23 protein-coding genes are annotated in these 23,023 nt (G+C 30.4%); 13 read left to right on the top strand and 10 right to left on the bottom strand.

What is annotated here, in order from left to right:
• The first annotated feature begins 133 nt into the window (after window positions 1-133).
• The 9 genes from ACVC3Y_RS12455 to ACVC3Y_RS12495 all read left to right on the top strand — a co-directional run bounded on the left by ACVC3Y_RS12455 (window position 134) and on the right by ACVC3Y_RS12495 (window position 8,852).
• Entirely contained in the window at window positions 134-1,291 is a 1,158-nt protein-coding gene (locus ACVC3Y_RS12455; RefSeq protein ID WP_452227072.1) for an ABC transporter substrate-binding protein, read from the top strand.
• Complete coding sequence (locus ACVC3Y_RS12460; protein WP_452227073.1) at window positions 1,292-2,308, top strand: FecCD family ABC transporter permease; 1,017 nt, start codon at window positions 1,292-1,294, stop codon at window positions 2,306-2,308.
• The gene (locus ACVC3Y_RS12465; RefSeq protein ID WP_303423918.1) at window positions 2,308-3,102 is read left to right on the top strand and encodes an ABC transporter ATP-binding protein; all 795 of its coding nucleotides are present in this window, start codon (window positions 2,308-2,310) and stop codon (window positions 3,100-3,102) included. Before ACVC3Y_RS12460 ends, ACVC3Y_RS12465 begins: the two co-directional genes overlap by 1 nt.
• Before the next feature lie 117 nt (window positions 3,103-3,219).
• Window positions 3,220-4,947, top strand: a complete 1,728-nt coding sequence (locus ACVC3Y_RS12470; protein WP_452227074.1) for a tetratricopeptide repeat protein — start codon at window positions 3,220-3,222, stop codon at window positions 4,945-4,947.
• A gap of 81 nt (window positions 4,948-5,028) precedes the next feature.
• Window positions 5,029-6,414 carry a DNA recombination protein RmuC gene (gene rmuC / locus ACVC3Y_RS12475; RefSeq protein ID WP_452227075.1) on the top strand — a complete coding sequence of 462 codons (1,386 nt, stop codon included), beginning with the start codon at window positions 5,029-5,031 and terminating at the stop codon, window positions 6,412-6,414.
• Between the two features lie 12 nt (window positions 6,415-6,426).
• Window positions 6,427-6,792 (top strand): 6-phosphogluconate dehydrogenase, encoded by a 366-nt coding sequence (locus tag ACVC3Y_RS12480; RefSeq protein ID WP_303423921.1) that lies wholly within the window; start codon window positions 6,427-6,429, stop codon window positions 6,790-6,792.
• A gap of 1 nt (window position 6,793) precedes the next feature.
• Window positions 6,794-7,357, top strand: coding sequence for an acyl-CoA thioesterase (locus ACVC3Y_RS12485; protein WP_452227076.1), 564 nt, complete (start codon window positions 6,794-6,796; stop codon window positions 7,355-7,357).
• Between the two features lie 179 nt (window positions 7,358-7,536).
• The gene (locus ACVC3Y_RS12490; RefSeq protein WP_303423923.1) at window positions 7,537-8,151 is read left to right on the top strand and encodes a transcriptional regulator; all 615 of its coding nucleotides are present in this window, start codon (window positions 7,537-7,539) and stop codon (window positions 8,149-8,151) included.
• The gene (locus tag ACVC3Y_RS12495) at window positions 8,148-8,852 is read left to right on the top strand and encodes a DUF3307 domain-containing protein (protein ID WP_303423924.1); all 705 of its coding nucleotides are present in this window, start codon (window positions 8,148-8,150) and stop codon (window positions 8,850-8,852) included. The genes ACVC3Y_RS12490 and ACVC3Y_RS12495 overlap by 4 nt, the downstream gene beginning before the upstream one ends.
• Window positions 8,853-8,907: 55 nt before the next feature.
• Here the strand turns inward: ACVC3Y_RS12495 and carB are convergent, their stop codons facing one another.
• The gene (carB, locus tag ACVC3Y_RS12500) at window positions 8,908-11,760 is read right to left on the bottom strand and encodes a carbamoyl-phosphate synthase large subunit (protein ID WP_303423925.1); all 2,853 of its coding nucleotides are present in this window, start codon (window positions 11,758-11,760) and stop codon (window positions 8,908-8,910) included.
• Window positions 11,761-11,860: 100 nt separating this feature from the next.
• Window positions 11,861-12,022: a 50S ribosomal protein L34 gene (gene rpmH, locus ACVC3Y_RS12505; protein ID WP_034059443.1), complete on the bottom strand. Its 162-nt coding sequence runs from the start codon at window positions 12,020-12,022 to the stop codon at window positions 11,861-11,863.
• A gap of 188 nt (window positions 12,023-12,210) precedes the next feature.
• Here rpmH and ACVC3Y_RS12510 point away from each other — a divergent pair, with 188 nt between their 5' ends.
• Window positions 12,211-12,789, top strand: coding sequence for a DUF2892 domain-containing protein (locus ACVC3Y_RS12510; protein WP_452227077.1), 579 nt, complete (start codon window positions 12,211-12,213; stop codon window positions 12,787-12,789).
• Between the two features lie 60 nt (window positions 12,790-12,849).
• Here ACVC3Y_RS12510 and ACVC3Y_RS12515 read toward each other — a convergent pair whose 3' ends face one another.
• Window positions 12,850-13,779 carry a lytic transglycosylase domain-containing protein gene (locus ACVC3Y_RS12515; protein WP_303423927.1) on the bottom strand — a complete coding sequence of 310 codons (930 nt, stop codon included), beginning with the start codon at window positions 13,777-13,779 and terminating at the stop codon, window positions 12,850-12,852.
• A gap of 55 nt (window positions 13,780-13,834) precedes the next feature.
• A complete protein-coding gene (locus ACVC3Y_RS12520) occupies window positions 13,835-14,497 on the bottom strand; it encodes an alpha/beta hydrolase family protein (RefSeq protein ID WP_303423928.1) in 663 nt (220 codons plus the stop codon).
• A gap of 116 nt (window positions 14,498-14,613) precedes the next feature.
• On the opposite strand from ACVC3Y_RS12520, the gene ACVC3Y_RS12525 reads away from it, so the two are divergent.
• On the top strand, window positions 14,614-14,910 hold the full coding sequence (locus tag ACVC3Y_RS12525; protein WP_303423929.1) for an N-acetyltransferase: 297 nt from the start codon (window positions 14,614-14,616) through the stop codon (window positions 14,908-14,910).
• 50 nt (window positions 14,911-14,960) lie between these two features.
• On the opposite strand, the gene mtaB is transcribed toward ACVC3Y_RS12525, so the two are convergent.
• A complete protein-coding gene (gene mtaB / locus ACVC3Y_RS12530; RefSeq protein ID WP_452227078.1) occupies window positions 14,961-16,286 on the bottom strand; it encodes a tRNA (N(6)-L-threonylcarbamoyladenosine(37)-C(2))-methylthiotransferase MtaB in 1,326 nt (441 codons plus the stop codon).
• Window positions 16,287-16,376: 90 nt separating this feature from the next.
• Window positions 16,377-17,237: a T9SS type A sorting domain-containing protein gene (locus ACVC3Y_RS12535; RefSeq protein WP_303423931.1), complete on the bottom strand. Its 861-nt coding sequence runs from the start codon at window positions 17,235-17,237 to the stop codon at window positions 16,377-16,379.
• A gap of 53 nt (window positions 17,238-17,290) precedes the next feature.
• Here ACVC3Y_RS12535 and ACVC3Y_RS12540 point away from each other — a divergent pair, with 53 nt between their 5' ends.
• Window positions 17,291-18,874, top strand: coding sequence for an ABC transporter substrate-binding protein (locus ACVC3Y_RS12540; protein WP_452227079.1), 1,584 nt, complete (start codon window positions 17,291-17,293; stop codon window positions 18,872-18,874).
• Between the two features lie 3 nt (window positions 18,875-18,877).
• Here the strand turns inward: ACVC3Y_RS12540 and ACVC3Y_RS12545 are convergent, their stop codons facing one another.
• The 4 genes from ACVC3Y_RS12545 to ACVC3Y_RS12560 form a co-directional block, all read right to left on the bottom strand.
• The gene (locus tag ACVC3Y_RS12545) at window positions 18,878-19,600 is read right to left on the bottom strand and encodes a lysoplasmalogenase family protein (RefSeq protein WP_452227080.1); all 723 of its coding nucleotides are present in this window, start codon (window positions 19,598-19,600) and stop codon (window positions 18,878-18,880) included.
• A gap of 136 nt (window positions 19,601-19,736) precedes the next feature.
• Window positions 19,737-20,654: a TolB family protein gene (locus ACVC3Y_RS12550; RefSeq protein WP_452227081.1), complete on the bottom strand. Its 918-nt coding sequence runs from the start codon at window positions 20,652-20,654 to the stop codon at window positions 19,737-19,739.
• 21 nt (window positions 20,655-20,675) lie between these two features.
• Complete coding sequence (locus tag ACVC3Y_RS12555) at window positions 20,676-21,854, bottom strand: GlmU family protein (RefSeq protein ID WP_452227082.1); 1,179 nt, start codon at window positions 21,852-21,854, stop codon at window positions 20,676-20,678.
• A 149-nt stretch (window positions 21,855-22,003) separates the two neighbouring features.
• Complete coding sequence (locus ACVC3Y_RS12560; RefSeq protein WP_303423936.1) at window positions 22,004-22,255, bottom strand: type B 50S ribosomal protein L31; 252 nt, start codon at window positions 22,253-22,255, stop codon at window positions 22,004-22,006.
• Window positions 22,256-22,507: 252 nt separating this feature from the next.
• Between ACVC3Y_RS12560 and ACVC3Y_RS12565 the strand changes: the two genes are divergently transcribed.
• Window positions 22,508-23,023, top strand: coding sequence for a DUF4199 domain-containing protein (locus tag ACVC3Y_RS12565; RefSeq protein WP_303423937.1), 516 nt, complete (start codon window positions 22,508-22,510; stop codon window positions 23,021-23,023).

Raw genomic sequence — 23,023 nt, forward strand, 5'->3', positions numbered from 1 at the left:
AAGATAAATAAAGCCAATTAAAAAATGTGCAATTATAATCCCCCCTACTATATATATTGTTACATTTGAACCATCTCTCATTACTAAAATTTTATATAAATTTACACGAATTTAATCAGTTTAAATGTCACTAATGTTACAAAACAAAAAAATCACTTTCCTTCTATTTTGTAGTATACTATTCTTTATTTCTTGCAAAAAGGAAGTAAAACTAATTCCGAAAAACAAACAAGATATTGCCTATTCCGATTTTAATTATGCACAAGGATTTTACATTACACATAACGAAAATTTTAAAATATTAACGATAAAAAACCCTTGGCCTAAAGCCGAAAAAGAATACAAATATGCATTAGTACCGAAACACCTAGCTGCTAAAGTCACTTTAAATAAAGATGCATTTGATGGTATAATTACAATTCCTATTGAAAAAATTGTAGTAACATCTACTACACATATTCCTGCTTTAGAATTGCTAGGTGTTGCACAAACACTGGCTGGTTTTCCTGGTAGTGATTATATTTCTTCTGAAGAAACAAGAGAAAACATTGACAATGGATTGGTTAGAGAATTAGGTAAAAATGAAGGTATCAATACCGAAGTTTTATTAGACGTTAACCCAGATGTTGTTGTTGGTTTTGGAATTGATGGAAACAACAAAACTTTCGAAACCATTAAAAAATCTGGAATCCCTGTAATTTATAATGGTGACTGGGTAGAAAAATCACCTTTAGCAAAAGCGGAATGGATAAAGTTTTTTGGTGTACTCTATAACAAACAAAAAGAAGCAGATTCTATTTTTAATACTATTGAAAAAGACTATTTAGAAGCCAAAACATTAGCTGCTAAAGTAAAAAAGCAACCAACCGTTTTATGTGGAGCTATGCACAAAGATGTTTGGTATTTACCAAATGGTACAAGTCCGGAAGCGCAAATTTTAAAAGATGCTAATGTAAATTATTTATGGAGCGAAACCACTGGAAGTGGAAGCTTAGCCCTTAACTTTGAAAGCGTTTATGAAAAAGCGAAACAAGCCGAATTATGGTTAAGCCCGTCATATTATTCCAGTTTAGAAGCTCTTGAAAAAGCGAGTAAACATTACACAAAATTTGATGCTTTCACCAATAAGAATATTTTTTCATTTGTTAATAATACAGGTAAAACTGGAGGTGTTACCTATTATGAATTAGGAACTGCTAGACCAGATTTAGTATTAAAAGATATTATTAAAATCTGTCATCCAGAAGTATTACAAGATTACAAACCTTACTTTTTTAAACCATTAGAATAATTGCCGGAAACAAAAACATATAAACTCCCTTTTTTACTATTAAGTATTCTCTTAATTATATGCTTTTTTGCAAATATTAGTTTGGGTTCTGTGTCTATACCGTTTAAAACTATTTTTGAAAGTTTAACAGGCACAACAGATAATTATATTATACAAGCTTATAGATTGCCCAAGGCGTTCACTGCTATTTTAGTTGGTTCTGGCTTAGGCATTTCAGGGCTATTAATGCAAACCTTATTTAGAAACCCGCTTGCTGGTCCTTTCGTACTAGGCATTACCTCAGGAGCCAGCTTAGGTGTTGCTTTAATTATTATGGGAGCTTCCGTTTTTGGAGGTGTTTTTGCAACTTTACTAATCTCCAAATGGAGTATCGTTATAGCTGCAAGTTTAGGTAGTTTTTTAGTTTTATTAACTGTTTTAATTGTATCTGCAAAAGTGCGAGATACTATGGCTATACTTATTATTGGACTCATGTTTGGAAGCATAACTGCCGCAATTGTAAGTGTACTCTCCTATTTTAGTTCTGCCGAACAATTACAACAATACATTTTTTGGGGATTTGGAAGTCTAGGTAATTTATCTTGGCAAGAACTTGGTGTTTTTTTCATTATTTATTCCTTTGGAATACTTATAAGCATCCTTTCTATAAAAGGATTAAACACATTATTACTTGGCGAAAATTACGCAAAAAGTCTAGGATTAAACATTAAACAAAGTCGTTTAATAATTATTATCGCAACTAGTTTATTGGCAGGAACCATAACAGCCTTTGCGGGACCAATTGCATTTATAGGTTTGGCTATTCCTCACTTAACACGACAAATCTTTAACACGGCTAATCATAAAATATTATTACCAGCAGTGTTTTTATTTGGAGCAATTATTATGCTTATTTGTGATAGTATTGCTCAAATACCCAATAGTGATTATACATTACCAATTAACGCAATTACTAGTTTAATTGGTGCTCCTGTTGTTATTTGGTTATTAGTAAGAAAAAGAAAGATGCTTTTTTAATGGAAAATAAAAACCAACATACCATTCTAAAAACCAAAAATCTAACCATTGGTTATACTTCAAAAAAAGAAGAAAACACAATTGCTACAAACATAAATATTGTCTTAAAAAAAGGAGAATTAATTGGTTTAGTTGGTGGAAACGGTATTGGTAAATCTACCTTATTAAGAACAATTTCTCAAGTACAACCCAAATTATCTGGGTCTATTTTTTTAAATGAAAAGCCTTTAGAAAACTATACCAATTTAGACTTAGCAAAAAGTATGAGTTTGGTTTTAACCGAAAGTATTTCTTCTAAAAACTTATCTGTTTTCGAGCTCATTGCTTTAGGTAGACAACCTTACACCAATTGGGTTGGTAATTTATCTAATACCGATATTACAATCGTTAACAACGCCATTTCACAAACAAATATTGAAGATTTAAAACATAAAAAATGTTTCGAACTTAGTGATGGGCAGCTTCAAAAAGTAATGATTGCTCGTGCTTTGGCTCAAGATACAGATTTGATAATTCTAGACGAGCCAACTACTCATTTAGATATGTACCACAAAGTATATATTTTAAAACTGCTTCAAAAATTGGTAAAAGAAACAGGTAAAACTATATTATTTTCTTCGCATGAAATAGATTTAGCTATACAGTTATGTGACACTATGATTGTAATGAATAAAACCGAAGTAACTTCAAATTCGCCTTGTCTTTTAATTCAGCAAGGAACATTTAGCACATTATTCCCAGAAGATTTGATTTCTTTCGATGCAACTACTGGTACTTTTAGAGTGAAAAAATAATTTTATTAAAACTATCAAATAAATTAACTATATTTATACTGCTCATTTTCAGATATTTAAATCTATTTATTAAAATTTATCCTATTTATTTTAATGGTATTCTAAATTATAGAAACCATGAAAACGAAATTAAATCTATTCTTATTTTCACTGCTTACAGTGACTATAATGTCTTTATTCTTTTTAAATAAAGAAGAAGAAATCGACTACTCTAAAAAATACGGTATGGATGTTATTACATGCATCCCTGCAAAATTTTTATTGGAAGCGGTAGATACGACTAAACAAATTTCTCCGCTATTTGAAAATCTTGGAAATCATGCGTACAAAGTCAGCACAAAAAATGAATTAGCACAACAATTTTTCAACCAAGGCTTACGACTTACATATGCATTTAATCATGCGGAAGCACATCGTTCTTTTATGGAAGCTTCCAGATTAGACCCAAATTTAGCAATGGCATTCTGGGGTCAAGCCTATACTCTTGGTCCAAACATTAACGATCCTTTACCAGACGATGATCGTAAAAACAAATACAACGAAGCTATAAGCAAAGCGAAACAATTAGCTACAAACGCAACTAAAAAAGAGCAAGATATCATTGGAGCATTAACCCATCGATATTCTAAAGATTTGACTGCAGATACTCCAGAATTAAATGTAGCCTATATGCATGCAATGTCTAAACTTTTGGATACATATCCAGAAGATACCAATATCAACACCTTATTTGCAGCTTCAGTTATGAATACGGTACCTTGGAATTATTGGGACAAAGACGGTAATCCTTCACCAAATATTGATAAAGCAAAAGCAGCACTTGAAAAAGCGATGGTTTTAGACGCCAATAATCCTGGTGCGCATCATTATTATATTCATATGGTAGAACTACCAAAACCAGATTTAGCAATTCCAAGCGCAGAAAAACTAGCATTATTAATGCCTGCAGCTGGACATATTGTACATATGCCATCGCATATTTATATACGAGTTGGTAGATACAAAGATGCTGTAGAATCTAACCAAAAGGCCATTTTAGCAGATGAAGATTATATATCGCAATGTTTATCTCAAGGCATGTATCCTTTAGGGTATTATCCCCATAATATTCACTTTTTATGGTCGGCAGCAACATTATTAGGAAACAGTGAAATTGCTTTAGATGCCGCTAAAAAAACAGCAGAAAAAGTTCCTACCGGCGAATTAAAAGAGCTTCATTTTTTACAAAATTTTGCGGCTACACCACTCCTTGCTTATACGCGATTTGGAAAATGGAATGACATTTTAACTATTCCGAAACCAAATGATGAACTCAAACATTTAAAAATGATTTGGCATTATGCACGTGGGATAGCCTTTATTAGAAAAAACAATATTAAAGATGCGCAAGAAGAATTAGACGCAATTGCTAGTTTCCTTAAAGATCCAGAAATGGAAACCATAATTGCCACAGGTTTCGATAATGGTACCAAAATTTCTAAATTGGCATTTCAAGTAGTTGCTGGCGAATTAGAAGCCTTAAAAGGAAACTATGACTCTGCCATTACCCATTTGGAAAGCGCTGTAAAAATGGAAGACAATTTAATATATAACGAACCATCGGCATGGTATATTCCTCCAAGACAGAATTTAGGTGCTGTTTTACTTCAAGCAAATAAATACAAGGAAGCAGAGTTGGTTTTTAAAGAAGATTTAAAAAATTTAAGACAAAATGGTTGGTCGTTAATGGGTTTATATCAATCCTTAAAAGCACAAGGAAAATTGGATGAAGCAAACAAAATAAAGCTAGAGTTTGATACTGCTTGGAAGGATGCTGATATTGAAATTTCTACATCTATTTTATAAATAACCGACTGTTAAATCATTTCTTATTCATTCGTTTTATTTCTGAATAAAAATTTATCTTTGGGTAAACTTCAATTTTAAATGAACGACAGTATTATTCTTATTATTTCTATAGTTATTGCTGCTGCATTTGGTGCATATTTAGGCATGCTATTCACTAAACTTAAAAGTAAAAGCGAAAGGAGTACATTAGAAGAACGCAATAATAACTTACAACAACAGTTAAACGATTTTAAACAGTTTCATAGTACCGAAAACGAAAAACAAAACACCACGTTTACTGCGCAGTTAAAGGAACTTAGAGAAACTATTTCTAAAATTGAAACGGAGCGTGAAAGCATCCGTCGTGAAAAAGATTTCTTAAATCAAGAATTAGCAAGAAAGAATACCGAGTTTGAAAACCTTCAGAAACTAAATTTAAAAAGAGATGAAGAACTAGAAGAACAACAAAAAAGGCTTCGTACCGATTTTGAAAATCTTGCCAATAAAATATTAGATGCGAAATCGGAAAAATTCACTCTTCAGAATAAAGAAAACATCCAACAAATTTTAAATCCATTACAAGAAAAAATTCAAATTTTCGAAAAGAAAGTAGACGATACACAAAAAGAAAGCATTAGTATGCATTCTGCTTTAAAAGAACAATTATTAGGTTTAAAAGATTTAAACCAGCAAATGACAAAAGAAGCAACAAACCTTACTAGAGCTTTAAAAGGAGATAGTAAAATGCAAGGGAATTGGGGCGAATTGGTACTAGAACGTGTATTAGAAAAATCTGGACTAGAAAAAGACAGAGAATATTTTGTGCAACAAAACTTTACTAGAGAAGACGGTTCGCGTGTGCTTCCGGATATTGTTTTGCATTTACCAGATAACAAAAAGATGATTATTGATAGTAAAGTATCTTTAACCGATTATGAACGTTATGTAAATGCAGAAGACGAAGAACGAGAAACATTTTTAAAAGCACATATCCATTCAATTAGAAGACACGTAGATCAGCTTTCTGAAAAAAAATATGAAGATTTATACGATATTGAATCTCCAGATTTCGTGTTACTTTTTATACCTATAGAGCCTGCTTTTGCTGTAGCTATTAATGCCGATAATTCTCTATATAATAAAGCATTTGAAAAAAATATTGTAATTGTTACTCCAGCAACCCTTTTAGCTACATTACGAACTGTTGATAGTATGTGGAATAACGAAAAACAACAACAAAATGCCATTGAAATTGCTAGACAAGCTGGTGCTTTATACGATAAATTTCATGGTTTAGTTACCGATTTAACAGGTGTTGGCAAAAAAATTGATGCAGCAAAAACAGATTATTCGGCTGCAATGAATAAACTAGTAGAAGGAAAAGGAAACCTAGTTACTAGTGTCGAAAAAATTAAAAAATTAGGAGCAAAAGCTAAAAAAACACTACCAGAAACTATTATTAAAAGAGCTGCTGCAGACGATTAACTTGTAAACACTATGATAAAATTTTTAATAAAAGCATTTATTACCATTGCATTACTATTTGTAGCCTATTTCTGCTTCCTTTATTTTGTAACCTATAGCGAAGGCGTTAGAGCTGGAGAACTAGTAAAGTTTAGTAGTAAAGGTGTACTATTTAAAACTTGGGAAGGCGAAATTAGCCAAGGAGTTTCGGAATCGCAATTTTTTAAGTTTTCGGTGGAAGATAAAAACGAAAAAGTAATTCAAGATTTAAATAATTTACAAGGCAAGTTTGTAAAACTAAGCTATTTTGAACGTTACAAAACCTTCTTTTGGCTTGGAGACACCAAATATTTTATAACCAAAGTGGAAGAAGATACTTCACGAAATAATAGATACTAATATGAAACAAAAATTTAAAACAGTCGATTCTTCTCGTATTAGCATTTCATTACTAATGCAACCCTCGCACTCCAATTTTGGAGGAAAAATTCATGGTGGTTATATTTTAAGCTTAATGGATGAAATTGCTTTTGCATGTGGCTCTAAACACTCGGAAACCTATTGTGTTACTGCTTCTGTAAATACAGTAGATTTTTTAAGCCCTGTAGAAATTGGAGATTTAGTAACCATGAAAGCTTCTGTTAATTTTGTTGGAAGAACTTCTATGGTTATTGGTATTCGTGTAGAAGCAGAAAACATAAGAACTGGAGAAACCAAACATTGTAATTCTTCTTATTTTACAATGGTTGCAAAAGATGACAATGGTAAATCTGTTGTTGTTCCTGGGATAATTTTAAATGACAAAACAGAAGTTGTACGCTTTTTAAAAGCTATAAACCGTAACGAAAACCACAAAGCAAGACAAGAAGAATTTAACCATGTAGATTTTTCTTTAGACAACTATTTAAGTGATCTAAATGATCACCGTGTACGCATTGATTTACCAGACCACTTTTCTAAATAACCTTTTTTTTGCTATTGAAAAGAGTAAAACTACATTATTCCCAAATAAAAAAATATGTTTGATTATTCCATAAAAAAGGAATATATTTGATTATCACTCAATAAAGCGATAATTTTAATTATCACATAATAAGATGATAAATAACATTACCTCTTAAAAGAGAACAAAAATCAAAACAAATGACAAGTATACTTACAGGGGATATTATCAAATCCCGCGGACAAAAAAATCCAGAGATTTGGCTTAGTCAATTAAAAGAGAGTCTATCGTATTTAGAACCAAACAATAAACACTGGGAAATTTATCGTGGAGACAGTTTTCAAATAGAAATTAAAGATGCTTTTAAAAGTTTTGAAGCTGCTATTTATATAAAAGCAGCAATTAAAATGATAAAAGGATTAGACGTTAGATTGGCTATTGGCATTGGCGAAAAAACATATCAAGGTAACGATGTAACAGAATCTAATGGCGAAGCCTTTATTTTTTCTGGGGAAACTTTTGAGACTTTAAAAAAGGAAAAACAAAATCTAAAAATTAAAACAAAATCGGAAATACTTAATAAGGAGTTGAATCTATATTTTAAACTAGCATTAATTAGTATGGATCATTGGACAGTCAATTCGGCAGAAATTGTTAAATTAACTTTAGAAAACCCAAAAGCATTACAAGAAGATTTAGGAAAAACAATTGGCATTAACCAAAACGCTATTAGCACTAGGCAAAAACGTGCCAATTTGGAAGAAATTTTAGCATTAAATGGCATGTTTAAGAAAAAAATAAACAGTTTAATATGATACTACTTATTAAACTTTTATTGGCTCACTTTATTGGTGATTTCTTTTTGCAACCAGAAAAATGGGTAAAAGATAAAGAAGTAAAAAAACTAAAATCTCCAAAATTATATTTGCACATATTGATACATGTGCTATTACTTTTTATACTTCTTTGGGATTTTACACTTTGGTCAATCGTACTAATTATTGGTATTTCGCACTTTATTATTGATGCAACTAAACTTAGCATTCAAAAGAAGAAAACAAAACGATTACTTTTCTTTATCGACCAAGTTCTACATATTATGGTAATCTTAATTACCTATTTTGTTTATACCAATTCAAAAATAGATTTTAAAGTACTTCTTTTAGAAGAAAACCTTCTTTTAATAACCTGTTTGGCATTTTTAACGCAACCAGTTGCTATACTAATGAAAATCCTTTTCACAAAATGGGATATTTCAAAACTTACAAAAGGGAATGAATCTTTAAAAGATGCAGGAAAATATATTGGTATTTTAGAACGTATTTTAGTGTTCACCTTTATTGTAGCAGACCATTGGGAAGCTGTTGGTTTTTTAATCACAGCAAAATCTGTATTTAGATTTGGGGATCTTAAAGAGTCTAAACACCGAAAACTTACTGAGTATATATTAATTGGTACGTTAATTAGCTTTGGTATTGCTATATTAACTGGGCTCGTTTTTAAAATAGCCTTATAACAAAAAAGAGAAGCTGCTAAACAACTTCTCTTTTTTGTTATAAACTACAATATTATTATTTACTTAAGTACATTTTACGTCTAGAGTATAAATTATAGAATTCGTCTTCTTTTAAACTATCTATAAATAGAATACTCTCTCCAGTACTTTTCATTTCTGGTCCAAGCTTTTTATTTACATTATGAAACTTATTAAAGGAGAATACAGGTTGTTTAATAGCATAACCTTTAAGTTCCGGTTTAAAATCGAAATCTGTAACCTTCTTCTCTCCTAACATCACTTTGGTTGCAAAATTTACATAAGGTTCTCCATAAGCTTTAGATATAAAAGGAACAGTACGTGAAGCTCTAGGATTTGCTTCAATTATGTACACAATATCATCTTTAATAGCAAACTGAATATTAATTAAACCAACGGTATTTAATGCTAATGCTATCTTTTTAGTGTGGTCTTTAATTTGTTGCATAACAAATTCACCTAAATTAAAAGGCGGTAATGTAGCGTTACTATCACCAGAATGAATTCCACAAGGTTCTATATGTTCCATAATACCAATAATATAAACATTTTCTCCATCACAAATCGCATCTGCTTCAGCTTCTATTGCTCCATCTAAATAGTGATCAAGAAGCAATTGATTTCCTGGCATTCTTCGTAACAAATCTACAACATGCTTTTCAAGTTCTTGTTTGTTAATTACAATCTTCATGCCTTGTCCACCAAGAACATAAGACGGTCTTACCAATATTGGAAAATCAAGAACATCTGCAATTGCTGCTGCTTCATCTGCTGTGGTTGCAATATCAAATTGAGGAAAAGGAATATTGTTTTCTTTTAAAAGATTAGAAAAATGCCCTCTATCTTCTGCTAAATCTAAAGATTGGAAACTAGTTCCTAAAATTTTAATTCCGTATCTATCTAACTTTTCAGCTAACTTTAAAGCGGTTTGCCCACCAAGTTGTACAATAACACCTTCTGGTTTTTCGTGTTTAATGATGTCGTAGATATGTTCCCAAAATACAGGTTCAAAATATAGTTTATCTGCTGTATCAAAATCGGTAGAAACCGTTTCTGGATTACAGTTAATCATGATGGTTTCGTAACCACATTCCGCGGCAGCTAAAACACCATGTACACAACAATAATCGAACTCAATACCTTGACCAATTCTATTTGGTCCAGAACCAAGAACTATAATTTTCTTTTTATTGGAAACGATACTTTCATTATCTGCAAAACGTTTTCCATCAGCAGTTTCTACATCATTCTCGAAAGTAGAATAATAATAAGGTGTCTTTGCTTTAAATTCTGCAGCACAAGTATCCACCAATTTATATACTCTATTTACACCTAATTCTTCACGTTTATTATACACTTGACTTTCTAAACAACCAAGCATGTGCGCAATTTGTCTGTCTCCATAGCCTTTTTGTTTAGCTTCTAGTAACAAATCTTTTTGAATAGTATCAATTTTAAAAGTAGAAATTTCTTTTTGAAGCATATGTAATTCTTCATATTGCTTTAAGAACCACATATCGATTTTAGTAATCTCATGAATTCTACTTAATGGAATTCCCATTTGAATGGCATCATAAATAACAAAAACACGATCCCAACTTGCATATTTCAACTTGCTAATTATTTGATCGTAATCTTTATATCCTTTTCCGTCTGCACCTAAACCATTACGTTTAATCTCTAGAGATTGTGTTGCTTTATGTAATGCTTCTTGAAAAGAACGACCAATTCCCATGACTTCACCAACAGACTTCATTTGCAGTCCTAGAGTTCTATCGCTTCCTTCGAATTTATCGAAGTTCCAACGTGGAATTTTTACAATCACATAGTCTAAAGTAGGCTCAAATAAAGCAGAAGTAGATTTTGTAATTTGATTTTGCAATTCGTCTAAATGATAACCAATAGCTAATTTAGCTGCAATTTTTGCTATAGGATAACCAGTTGCTTTACTCGCTAATGCGGAAGAACGCGAAACACGCGGATTAATTTCGATGGCTATTATGTCTTCGTTTTCATCTGGACTTACAGCAAATTGCACATTACAACCACCAGCAAAATCACCAATACTACGCATCATGTGAATTGCCATATCTCGCATTTTTTGGTACGTTTTATCGCTTAATGTCATTGCAGGAGCAACTGTTATAGAGTCTCCAGTATGAATACCAATAGGGTCCATGTTTTCTATAGAACAAATAATGACTACATTATCGTTAGCATCTCTTAAAAGTTCTAATTCATATTCTTTCCAACCTATTAACGCTTTATCAATCATTACCTCGTGAATTGGAGAAATTTCTAGTCCACGTGTTAATAACTCATCAAAATCTTCTTCTTTATGTACAAAGGAAGCACCAGCACCACCTAATGTAAAAGAAGCTCTAATAATTAAAGGGAAGCCAAACTCTTGTGCTATTTCTTTTCCTTTTAAATAGGAAGTTGCAGTAGCTTGAGGTGCCATTGGCACTCCTATTTTAAGCATTAGTTCTCTAAATTTCTCTCTATCCTCGGTAATATTAATGGCATCAATATCTACACCAATAATTTCTACACCAAAATCTTCCCAAATACCTTTTTCATCTGCTTCAATACATAAATTTAAAGCGGTCTGCCCTCCCATTGTAGGCAATACTGCATCAATTTGAGGGTGTTCTTTTAATATTTGAACTAAAGACTTCGTAGTTAAAGGCAACAAGTATACATGATCAGCCATAGATGGATCTGTCATGATAGTTGCAGGATTAGAATTAATTAAAACGGTTTCTATACCATCTTCTCTTAATGAGCGTAAGGCTTGCGTTCCTGAATAGTCAAACTCACAGGCTTGCCCAATAACAATTGGTCCAGAACCAATAATTAAAATAGATTTTAGTTGCGTGTTTTTTGGCATCGTATTAATTTATAGTGTGTTGCAAAAATAATATTTATTAGATATAAAAAAAGGCGTTACACCTAAGTAACGCCTTTATAATATTAACAATTGTTAATCATTATTTTTTATGTCTTGTTTCCGTTGATACAGACAATTTCTTTCTTCCTTTAGCTCTTCTACGTGCAAGTACTTTTCTTCCGTTAGCAGAAGCCATTCTTTCTCTAAAACCGTGTTTGTTTCTTCTTTTTCTTTTTGACGGTTGAAACGTTCTTTTTGGCATTGTCTTATCTTTTTAAATCTTCTTAATAATAAATTTTAGTCAGTATTGAGTTTCCTCAAATCTGCGCGCAAATATACAAAGCCTTTTTTATTTAACAAACCTAAATTTAAATATTTTTTTTGAATTTTATAAAGCAGTGTTTTACATAAAAATTTAGTTTCTTTGTAATCCAAAAATTTCAGTAAAAAATGTACAACAAAAATTTTAAATTAATTATTGCTGCAGCCATAGTAGGAGTAGCTATTTGGCAGTTTATAGAAGGCTATATTGGTAATGGTATTATGTTTATTTTATTATCCTTAATCTTTATATTCTTATACTTTAAAAACGAATTTATTTTATTAGCTTTTTTAAAATTACGTAAGCAAGATTTTGAAGGAGCCAATAAATGGTTAGATAAAATTAAAAACCCGGAAGCTGCTTTGGTTACAAAACAGCAAGGTTATTTTAATTATCTTAAAGGTATTATGGTTAGCCAAACCGATATGAATGAAGCAGAAAAACGTTTTAAAAAAGCGATTACTTTGGGTTTATCTATGGATCATGATTTAGCGATGGCAAAATTAAATTTAGCAGGAATTGCTTTTACAAAAAGAAGAAAGCAAGAAGCGCAAATCCTTTTAAAAGAAGCAGAAAAACTAGATAAGCGTGATATGCTTAAAGACCAGATTAAAATGATGAAAGATAATATGAAGCGTGCACAAGCACCAAATCAACATTATGGTCAAGGTGGTTCTATGCGATCTCAAAAAAGAAGAAGTAGATAGTTAGAAATACTTTTAAAATAATTTATAAAAAAAAGCCTTGAAAATTTCAAGGCTTTTTTTTTATGGTTGTGATTGATAATATCCTTCATGCGGAATATCAATTAAATATTTTTTTCTTGATGCATTATTTAATTTTGATTCCCGTAACCAAGGATTATGTATTTTAAGAATTTTATAGTTAATACCAAATCCTTTTGCAAAGTTTGCAAAATCTGTTACTACAGTATCTACCTCTACTTTATAGGTTGGTATATAACCATATAAATCTTTATCCCTAAAATTAAAACCATATTTATCTGGATGGCTTAATATTTCTTTTAAAGCTATAATTCTAAATACATAACGACCGGTTTCTTCCCCCAAAAGTAAATCATAATAACTAGAAACGTCTTGTGCTTTTAGTCTTCTTGCCATTCCTGCCATTCCTGCATTATATCCAGAAGCAGCAAGTGTCCAAGAGCCTAATTTTTCTTTAGACTTTTTTAAGTACTCACAAGCAACCTCGGTTGCTAATTCAATATTATAGCGTTCGTCTACATTATCATTAACCTCTAAGCCATACTCTCTTCCTGTGCCTTTCATAATTTGCCAAACACCACTTGCTCCTGCATGCGATCTTGCATTGGTTAGTCCACTCTCTATTACGGCAAGGTATTTAAAATCGTCTGGAATACCATGTTTTGCAAGTATAGGCTCTATAATAGGAAAATATTTTCGTGCACGTTTAAACATTAAAAAACCATTAGATTGCCAGTAGGTATTTACTAACAACTCTCTATCCATACGCTCTAGAATATCTGGATTATGTAAAGGCACTTGCTCACCGGCAAACTCTAAATAACTTGGCACTTGTAAGGCATAAACGTTATAATCGTTAATTATTTTCTTTTCAAAATTTTCATCTGTTGGTGCATCTTGTAAAGCAAAAACAAACATTGTACATAAACCTAACAGCCCAAAAAGAGCCAGTGTATTTTTAATCCATTTCATAGTCCTTAATTTTTTTATAAAGTTAAAAAATAAATAGCAAAATTTACGCCAGAAATTACTGTAATATTAATTGTGGCAAATTTTCATTAAACCACTTATATTTATTAATGATCATAATATGTGTTCCTCCTTTAATAGTTATACAGTCGCAAACATGCCTATGTGGAAAAACTTGATCTTTTTCTCCATGAATATGGATGGCTCCTGGTATTGGTTTATCTTGTTCCCAACAAACTACTTGCTCAATAGCCCAATCTAAATACTGCTTATTATTAACAGACATATATTTTTTATACAATTCAATACGTTTAGTAATACTTTTACCAAATGTATATTTTGTTAATGCATCTATATTACCTGCCAAACTAGTTGGCAACATTTTATATGCTTTAGTAAGCTTTGCTATTTTCATTCGATTTGGTAGTTCGTGCATAGTCTTAACAGAAGATACAACAATTAACTTACGCAAGTTAATATGCTTGCTCATTTCTTGAACTAAGATACCTCCAAAAGATACTCCTAATAAAACAATATTATCTTGTTTTATATGTAGCGTCATACGTTTTGCATACTCACTTATAGATTCGTTTTTGTAAGGGATCATCCATTCTAACCAATGTATTTGAAACTTATCTTTTGGTAATTTTATATTTTCAAAGATAGTAGGATTAGCAGCCATTCCCGGCATTAAATAAACATGTATAAGTTCTTGATCCATTAGTTTTTAAGTTCTTAATAACTTTAAATAACCGATTAATTTTCGTAAATTTACTGCACAAAACTATGAAAAAAGTTTTGACTCCTTAATTTTCCATTGAATTAAAAAAATTAATTATGATTGATGCAGCTGAATTAATTGACAATGCCTTTTTACGTCAATTTGAATTAAAAATTGAAGACCAATTAGCAATAATTGAATACTCGCTTCAAGAACGAAAAATATTTTTAACCAAACTTATTATTCCTGAAAACATATTTACTGAAGATTTTCAAAACGATTTTATTATACTTGCTTTAAATCATATAGAAGAAAGAAATTTAAGTGTTGTACCAACAAGTCCTGAAATAGCTAAGTTTATTCGAAAAAACAGAAAATACAAAAGTATGTTACCTGTAGGTTTAAGAATATAGTAGGAATAGAATTAATGTTAAAAAAGAGGCTACTAAAGTTTCCTTTTATTTTAAGCCATAATATTTTCGTAGGCAAACCTAACTATGCCATCTTCATCAATGTTAGTAAGTTTTACATCGTGAAGTGTATTTACTAATTCTGGATTCCAAGGAGCTTTTACTTTTACATAATTTTCGGTAAAACCATGTATATATCCTTCTTTGTTTTCACTTTCAAATAAAACAGTTCTAGAACTTCCTATTTGACTTTCGTAATATGCTCTTCTTTTCTTTACCGATAATCCTCGAAGCATCTTACTACGTTTAGCTCTTACATTTTTAGGGATTTCTCCTTGCATTGTTGCAGCAACTGTATTATCTCTTTCTGAATATGTAAAAACATGTAAATACGATATATCTAGTTCATTTAAAAAATTATATGTTTCTAGAAATATTTCATCTGTTTCTCCTGGAAAACCAACTATTACATCTACACCAATGCAAGCGTGAGGCATAACTTGCTTTATTTTACTAACACGATCTACATAGAGTTCTTTCATGTATCGTCTTCGCATTAACTTTAAAATAGCATTACTACCACTTTGCAAAGGAATATGAAAATGCGGTACAAAAATCCTGCTTTTAGAAACAAAATCTATGGTTTCATTTTTTAATAAATTTGGTTCGATAGATGATATTCGTAAACGTTCAATACCTGCTACCTGATCTAATGCTTGTACTAGTTCAAAAAAAGTATGTTCGTGTTTTTTGTTTCCAAACTCCCCTTTTCCATAGTCGCCAATATTAACACCTGTAAGAACGATTTCTTTGATACCTTTCTCTGAAATTTCCTGTGCATTTTTTAATACGTTAGCAAGTTCATCACTTCTAGAAATACCTCTTGCTAAAGGGATTGTACAATAGGTACATTTATAGTCGCAACCATCTTGTACTTTTAAAAAAGCTCGGGTTCGATCACCAATAGAATAGCTACCAACATAAAAATCTGCTTCTTCAATTTCGCAGGAATGCACTTCGCCAAAATCGTTTTTGGAAAGGTCGTTTATGTAATCTGTGATTTTAAATTTCTCGGTAGCACCAAGAACTAAATCTACACCATGAACATCTGCTAATTCTTGAGGTTTTAATTGTGCATAACAACCAACAGCAGCAACAAAAGCATCTGGATTTGCTTTTTGTGCTTGCTTTACAATGGTTTTAAACCTTTTGTCAGCATTTTCTGTAACAGAACATGTATTTATAACATAAATATCTGCTTCTTCCTTAAAATCTACACGTTCAAATCCTTCTTCTGTAAAGTTTCTAGCGATGGTAGATGTTTCTGAAAAATTAAGTTTACAACCTAAAGTATAAAATGCGACTTTTTTTTGTGCCATGAATTGAATAATAAAACAATGCAAAATTACATAAAAAGAGCGTTTTAACTAGTAAAACGCTCTTTTTTATAAGGAAAGAAAAATCAACTTTTAACTTCTAATTACTTTTTTAGTTATACTACCAAGATCTGTATCTACTTTTAACATATAAATACCAGATTCTAGATTAGTTAAATCTAAAGTAGTTGTTGCATTTGTTTTTATTACTTGTTTACCAATAACATTATATAATTCGATACTTTTAATAGCAACAGCATTAGAAACATTTAAATTTAGAATATTACTCGTTGGATTAGGATAAATAGAAATACTATTATCTAAAGAAAACTCTTCTACACTTAGAATGTTACCTATTACATTCATAACATATTGATTATCTGAAAAACCAATGGCTGTTGCAGGTGTAGGTGTTGTTATTCCACATGCAGTAGCTTTTAAATAACTATCATCATTTTCGCCTCCAGTATTGATCCCTGGAAAAAAAGTTTCGTTTATATTTGTTCCACTATCTCCTGCTAAAACTTCGAAAGCAATGGTAGCAGTTGTTGAAGGAATTGTTGCTGTTAATGCTACACTAATTAAACTTAAATCATCTGCAGAAGATGATATATGTGTTGCAGTACCAAGTAATGTTAAAGTAGCAGTATTCAAATCATCTGAAGTTGCAGCGTAAATATTACAAGTAATTAATTTACCATCATCTGCAGTTCCTTGACCATATTCTACAGAAGAAATTTCAAAATCTTCAGTAACACTAAAATCTGCTAGATTGTAAGCTCTAAAAAAAGAATTTTCTCTATATTCTCCTGTTCCTGTTGGCGGTTGACTCCAACAACCTACTCCTCCAGCTGTTACACTTATCGCGTCGTTAGATTGAGTTAATGTAATTTGACCATTTATAGACCAAACAAAGAAACCAATCATAAAAAAAAGAATGTAATTTTTTTTCATATTATAATATTTTGGATTAACATTGATTAAATATAACACTTTACTACTTTTAAATGAAATATTACTATCTAATTTTGCTACTTCTAGTTAGTTGCGGTTCTAAAAACAAAGAAAAGGGTAATGTATTTAGATATAATGAACATAAAAACATTGGTTCTTTAGATCCTGCTTTTGCAAAAGACAACGCAGATATTTGGGCAACTAATCAACTTTTTAATGGTTTGGTACAAATGGATGATGCATTAAACGTGGAGCCATGTATTGCTAAAAGCTGGACTGTTTCTAAAGATGCTCTCACCTACTCCTTTTTACTTAGAGATGATGTGTATTTTCATAAACATAAGCTTTTTGGAAAAGATTCTACTAGAAAAGTAATTGCTAGTGATTTTGAGTACAGCTTAAACCGATTGACAGATAAAAAAGTAGCTTCATCTGGAAGTTGGGTGTTAAATAAAGTGGCACATTTTAAAGCGATAAACGATTCTGTTTTTCAAATGCAGTTAAAACAACCTTTTCCTGCTTTTTTAGGATTACTTACCATGAAATATTGCTCTGTAGTACCTAAAGAAATCGTAGAACATTATGGAAGTGATTTTAGAGCAAATCCAATAGGAACTGGTCCATTTGTATTTAAACGATGGGAAGAAAATATAAAACTAGTTTATAGAAAGAATACTAATTATTTTGAAAAGGACACCAACGGAAATAACTTACCTTATTTAGAAGCTATAGCTATCACTTTTTTACCAGATAAACAAAGTGAGTTTTTACAATTCGCTCAAGGAAACATTGATTTTGTTTCTGGTTTAGACGCTTCTTATAAAGATGAAATATTAACTGCTACTGGAAATCTTCGGGATATGTATATTAATGCTGTAAACATGATTCGTGGTCCCTACTTAAACACAGAATATCTTGGTTTTTATATGGAAAGTGATGCAAATGAAATACAATCGAAATTACTTAGACAAGCTGTAAATTATGGTTTTGACAGAGAAAAAATGATGACCTATTTAAGAAACGGTATTGGTATTCCTGCTAATGGAGGCTTTATACCAAAAGGGCTTCCTGGCTATAATGCAACCATAGGTTATAATTACCAACCCAAAAAAGCTAGAGATTTAGTAGTAAAATACATTAATAAAACAGGAAATAAAAATCCAGAAATAACACTTACTACAACTAGTAATTATTTAAGTTTTTGTGAATATATACAAAGGGAATTAAAAAAAACAGGATTAAATATTATTGTCGATGTGGTTCCTGCTTCTGCTTTAAAAGAAGCAAAGGCTAATGGAAAAACAGATATGTTTAGAGCGAGTTGGGTTGCAGATTATCCAGATGCAGAAAATTATCTTTCTTTATTTTACAGTAAGAATTTTGCGCCAAATGGACCTAACTATACCCATTTTAAAAAGGAACAATTTGATATTTGGTATACAGAAGCTTTTACAGAAACAAACCCTATTAAAAGAGAAAATTTATATACAAAAATGGACTCTCTAATCATGCAAGAATCACCTGTTATAACTATGTTTTATGATGAAGTTATTCGTTTTACAAGAAAAAATGTATATGATTTAGGTATAAACCCTATTAACATGCTAGACTTAAAGCGTGTTAAGAAAATAGATTAACTATTAGATTTCTAAAATGTTATCTTCATATAGGTTCTTGTTTTTTTTTATTATTTTTTCGGAAACGATGCCTGTTACTATTAAATACTGTGAAATGCCATAGAGTAAAATAACTGTTACTTTTTCATAAAAAATTCCTTCAGAGTAAAATACATGTAAAACAGAAATGGAATCTGAAAAAACAGAAAACAATACTCCTAATCCAACTATTAGGTAACTTTTTCTATCTACTTCTGATTTTCTTAGATAAGCAAATTGCAATACTAACATCGCTACAAATAGATAAAATAATACTGGAAAAAAATATCCTTCTAATTTATCATATACAATATTTAATATAATTAGAATATAAATAAAACAGAAACTCAATATAGGAAATAGCTTTACTAGTTTAAAGTCATTCTGATTTGAAAATTTAAATGCAAAAAACAGCTTTCCTAGCACAAAACTAAACATTCCTAAAGTAAATAAAACACTAATATTCTTGAATATAAAAAGGATATCTCCAACCAAAAAAAGAGATAAAGCGATAATCATAAATAAAAACTTATTTTTAGACTTCTCCTTATGATTAAGGATATAATAGACTAGAAGAGATATCATTAAAAAAGGTTTTGTAATTAACCTAAATGAAATTGTATCTATATTTAATTTCAATATTATATCTAATAATAGAATAGAAAAATACAGTACTGAAAATATGCGTTTATTCTTAAAAATAAACATAATTATATATTGGGAGTTAAATTTTGAGGGAATTTAGTTTTAAGCAAATTAAGAAAAAAAATGCATGTTTTACAATGTAAAAAGAATAAAACTTAAATAAAAAGATTGCTATTAGATGAAGCTATCTTCAAAATAATTATTCCTTGATAAAATAATACAAATCATCTCCACCTTTGCCTTTAGGTCTTGTAGAAGTAAAATAACCAGTTTTTAAATCATCCTTAATCATAAAACTATAATCATCGAACCTAGAATTTATTGGTCCATCAAGTAATTGCGCTTCACTATAAGTACCATCTTCTAGCATTTCGCTTTTATAAATATCCAATTGCCCTTTTCCTTTTGGTCTATTCGAAGAAAAATATAATGTATTATCTTTTGCTATAAATGGAAAAAGTTCTTTTTTTCTAGTATTTACCTTAGGCCCTACATTTTCTGGTTTTCCAAAAACATTATTTTCATGTATGGCAACTCTAAAAATATCTGTCCCTCCTAAACTTCCACGCATTGTAGAAACAAAATACATAAACTTACCATCTGGACTAATTGCAGGATGACCATAAGAAGAGTTTGGTTTACAAAAGCTTGGTACTTTAAAGTTTGTCCAACCAATACCCTCTATGTATTCTCCTATTTCTATTCTTAATCTGGAAGCTTTCTGAGATAAATTTGCTTTTCTTTCTTTATTATATACATTGGTAGTAATAACTATATATTGTTTATCTGAAGTATAAAAAGTCGAAGCAGACATATTAAAAGCTGCATCACTTAACTTATTAGGTAAAGGTAAAACATTAATAATATCACCATTATTACCAATTTCTCCTTGATATAAAGTTACTAACGGAGTATCATTAAGCATTTGTTGCTTTCCTCTTTTGTTTAATAAATTAGATGTGAAAACTATTTTATTACCCTCTAAATAAGATACTCCAAAATGAGTATTTTCATCATTAACGTTAAGATTAACAATTTTAATAGTATCCTTTTGCGCATACCCTTTAAAACAAATGCAAAAAAGCATTAAAAAACAAAACCAAAATATATTTTTCATAAATTATAAAAAAATCAAAAACTAATAATTACTTCGCCACTTTAGGGTATCGTTAAAAACATGTTCTAAAATTGCTTCATCCGTTTCGGTAAAATCAATGTTTCTTCTAGACATAACTACTTTAGCAACTTCAAAAGCTTTTTTAGTTAAGTATGTTGTAAAACCACTATTTCCTCCCCAAGAAAAGCTTGGCACAAAATTTCTTGGAAAACCGCTTCCAAAGATATTAGCACAAACTCCAACAACTGTGCCAGTATTAAACATGGTATTTATACCACATTTACTGTGATCCCCCATCATCAATCCGCAAAACTGTAAACCAGTTTTAGCAAAACCTTCCGTTTCGAAACTCCATAATCGCACTTCTGCATAATTATTTTTCAAATTCGAATTATTGGTATCTGCCCCTAGATTACACCATTCGCCTAGTACCGAATTTCCTAAAAAACCATCATGTCCTTTATTAGAATAACCAAAAAGGACAGAGTTATTCACTTCACCACCTACTTTACTGTGTGGTCCTACTGTTGTTGGTCCATAAATTTTTGCTCCCAATTTAACGGTAGCATGATTGCATAGCGCAAAAGGACCACGAATAAGGCTTCCTTCCATAATCTCTGCATCTTCTCCAATATAAATTGGACCAGAACTAGCATTTAAAGTTGCAAATTCTAGTTTTGCGCCTTCTTCAATAAAAATATTTTCTGCAGCAATTATATTATTAGAACTAGGTATTGGCTGCGATTTTCTTCCGTTGGTTAAAAGCTCAAAATCTTCTTGAATTGCTTCTCCATTTTTAGAAAAAATATCCCAAGTATTTTCAATTTTTAAAACTTCTTGATCATACTCAATTGCTTCGTAAGTACTTAAATCTATATCTTCTTGTGCTTCTTTTGTAAAAAAAGCAATAACTTCTTCGCCATTAAAAATGGCTTGGTTTTCTTCTAAGTTTTTAATCAACTCAACCAACTCATAATCTGGAAGATAAGATGCATTTATCATTATATTTTTTTCCATTTCTACCATTGGGTATTTTTCAGATAAATAATCTTCAGTAATTGTAGTAGTGGTAGATCCTAAATGTTTTTCCCATTTTTCTCTAATGGTTAAAATACCTATGCGAATATCGGCAACTGGTCTAGTATAGGTAAATGGCAATAGTTGGTTTCGAGAAGGGCCATCAAAAAGAATATAATTCATGATAAAACGGAAAGTTAAATGTTAAATGATAAAAGTTCTTTACTCTTATTAAATCTATTTTTTGATTAATTCAAAAGTAGTCTAAATATTAAAAACAAAAAAGCCTTTCAATATTTTGAAAGGCTTTAATTAAATATTTATAAGCTAAATTATTTTTTAAACTTAGCATATTTAGTTTTAAACTTATCAATACGACCAGCAGTATCTACTAATTTAGATTTACCAGTATAAAATGGATGAGATGTTCTAGAAATCTCCATTTTTATTAATGGATATTCAACACCATCAACTTCTAATGTTTCTGACGTATTTGCTGTAGATTTAGTTAAAAAAACATCTTCATTTGACATGTCTTTAAATGCTACTAATCTATAATTTTCTGGATGTATTCCTTTTTTCATCGCTAAATGCTTTATTATCTTAACTATTTTCGAGGTGCAAATTTAAGTAAATTTTACTAATGCACAATACTTTTTTTAAAAATTATTTAATTAAAATATTCCATTGTAAAAATAATGGCTGCAACAAAGATACTATTAATACTTTCTTTTGCTTAATTTTATTAAGATTTTCACTTTCGTGGGAATAAAATGTAACGTTTTGTTATATTTGTTTACTAACTTTCTATAAACTAAAAAATCAAAAAACATATTATGGAAACACAAAATGAATCAGTAGGGAGTTTTGCTAAAAATTACGGATTAGTACTAGGGTTAATTTTAATATTAATTGCAGTAATAATGTATGTAACAGGCTTGCAACTGGAAGGAGTACAATGGCCAATGTACATTTACTACGTTATTTTTCCTGCCATAATTATTTATGCAATTAGTCAATATAAAAAAAGTAACGCTAATATTTTAAGCTTAGGGCAAGCTATTAAAGTTGGTTTATTAATTGCTGTAATAAGCGCACTAATATTTGCTGTTTACGGACTAATTTTCAACTATTTAATAGATCCAGAATTTCAAGGTTTAGCAATGGAAGCAACAAGAGATAAACTTTTAGAAAATCCTAATTTAACGGAAGAACTAGTAGATCAACAAATGGTAATGATTGAAAAATTCTCCAACCCTTTATTAGGAAGTGCCTTTTGGATTGCTTTAAGTGCATTTTTTGGCTTAATTTATTCTCTAATTGGTGGGCTAGTAATGAAAAAAGAAGCATAA

The organism is Lacinutrix cladophorae, from assembly GCF_053604645.1.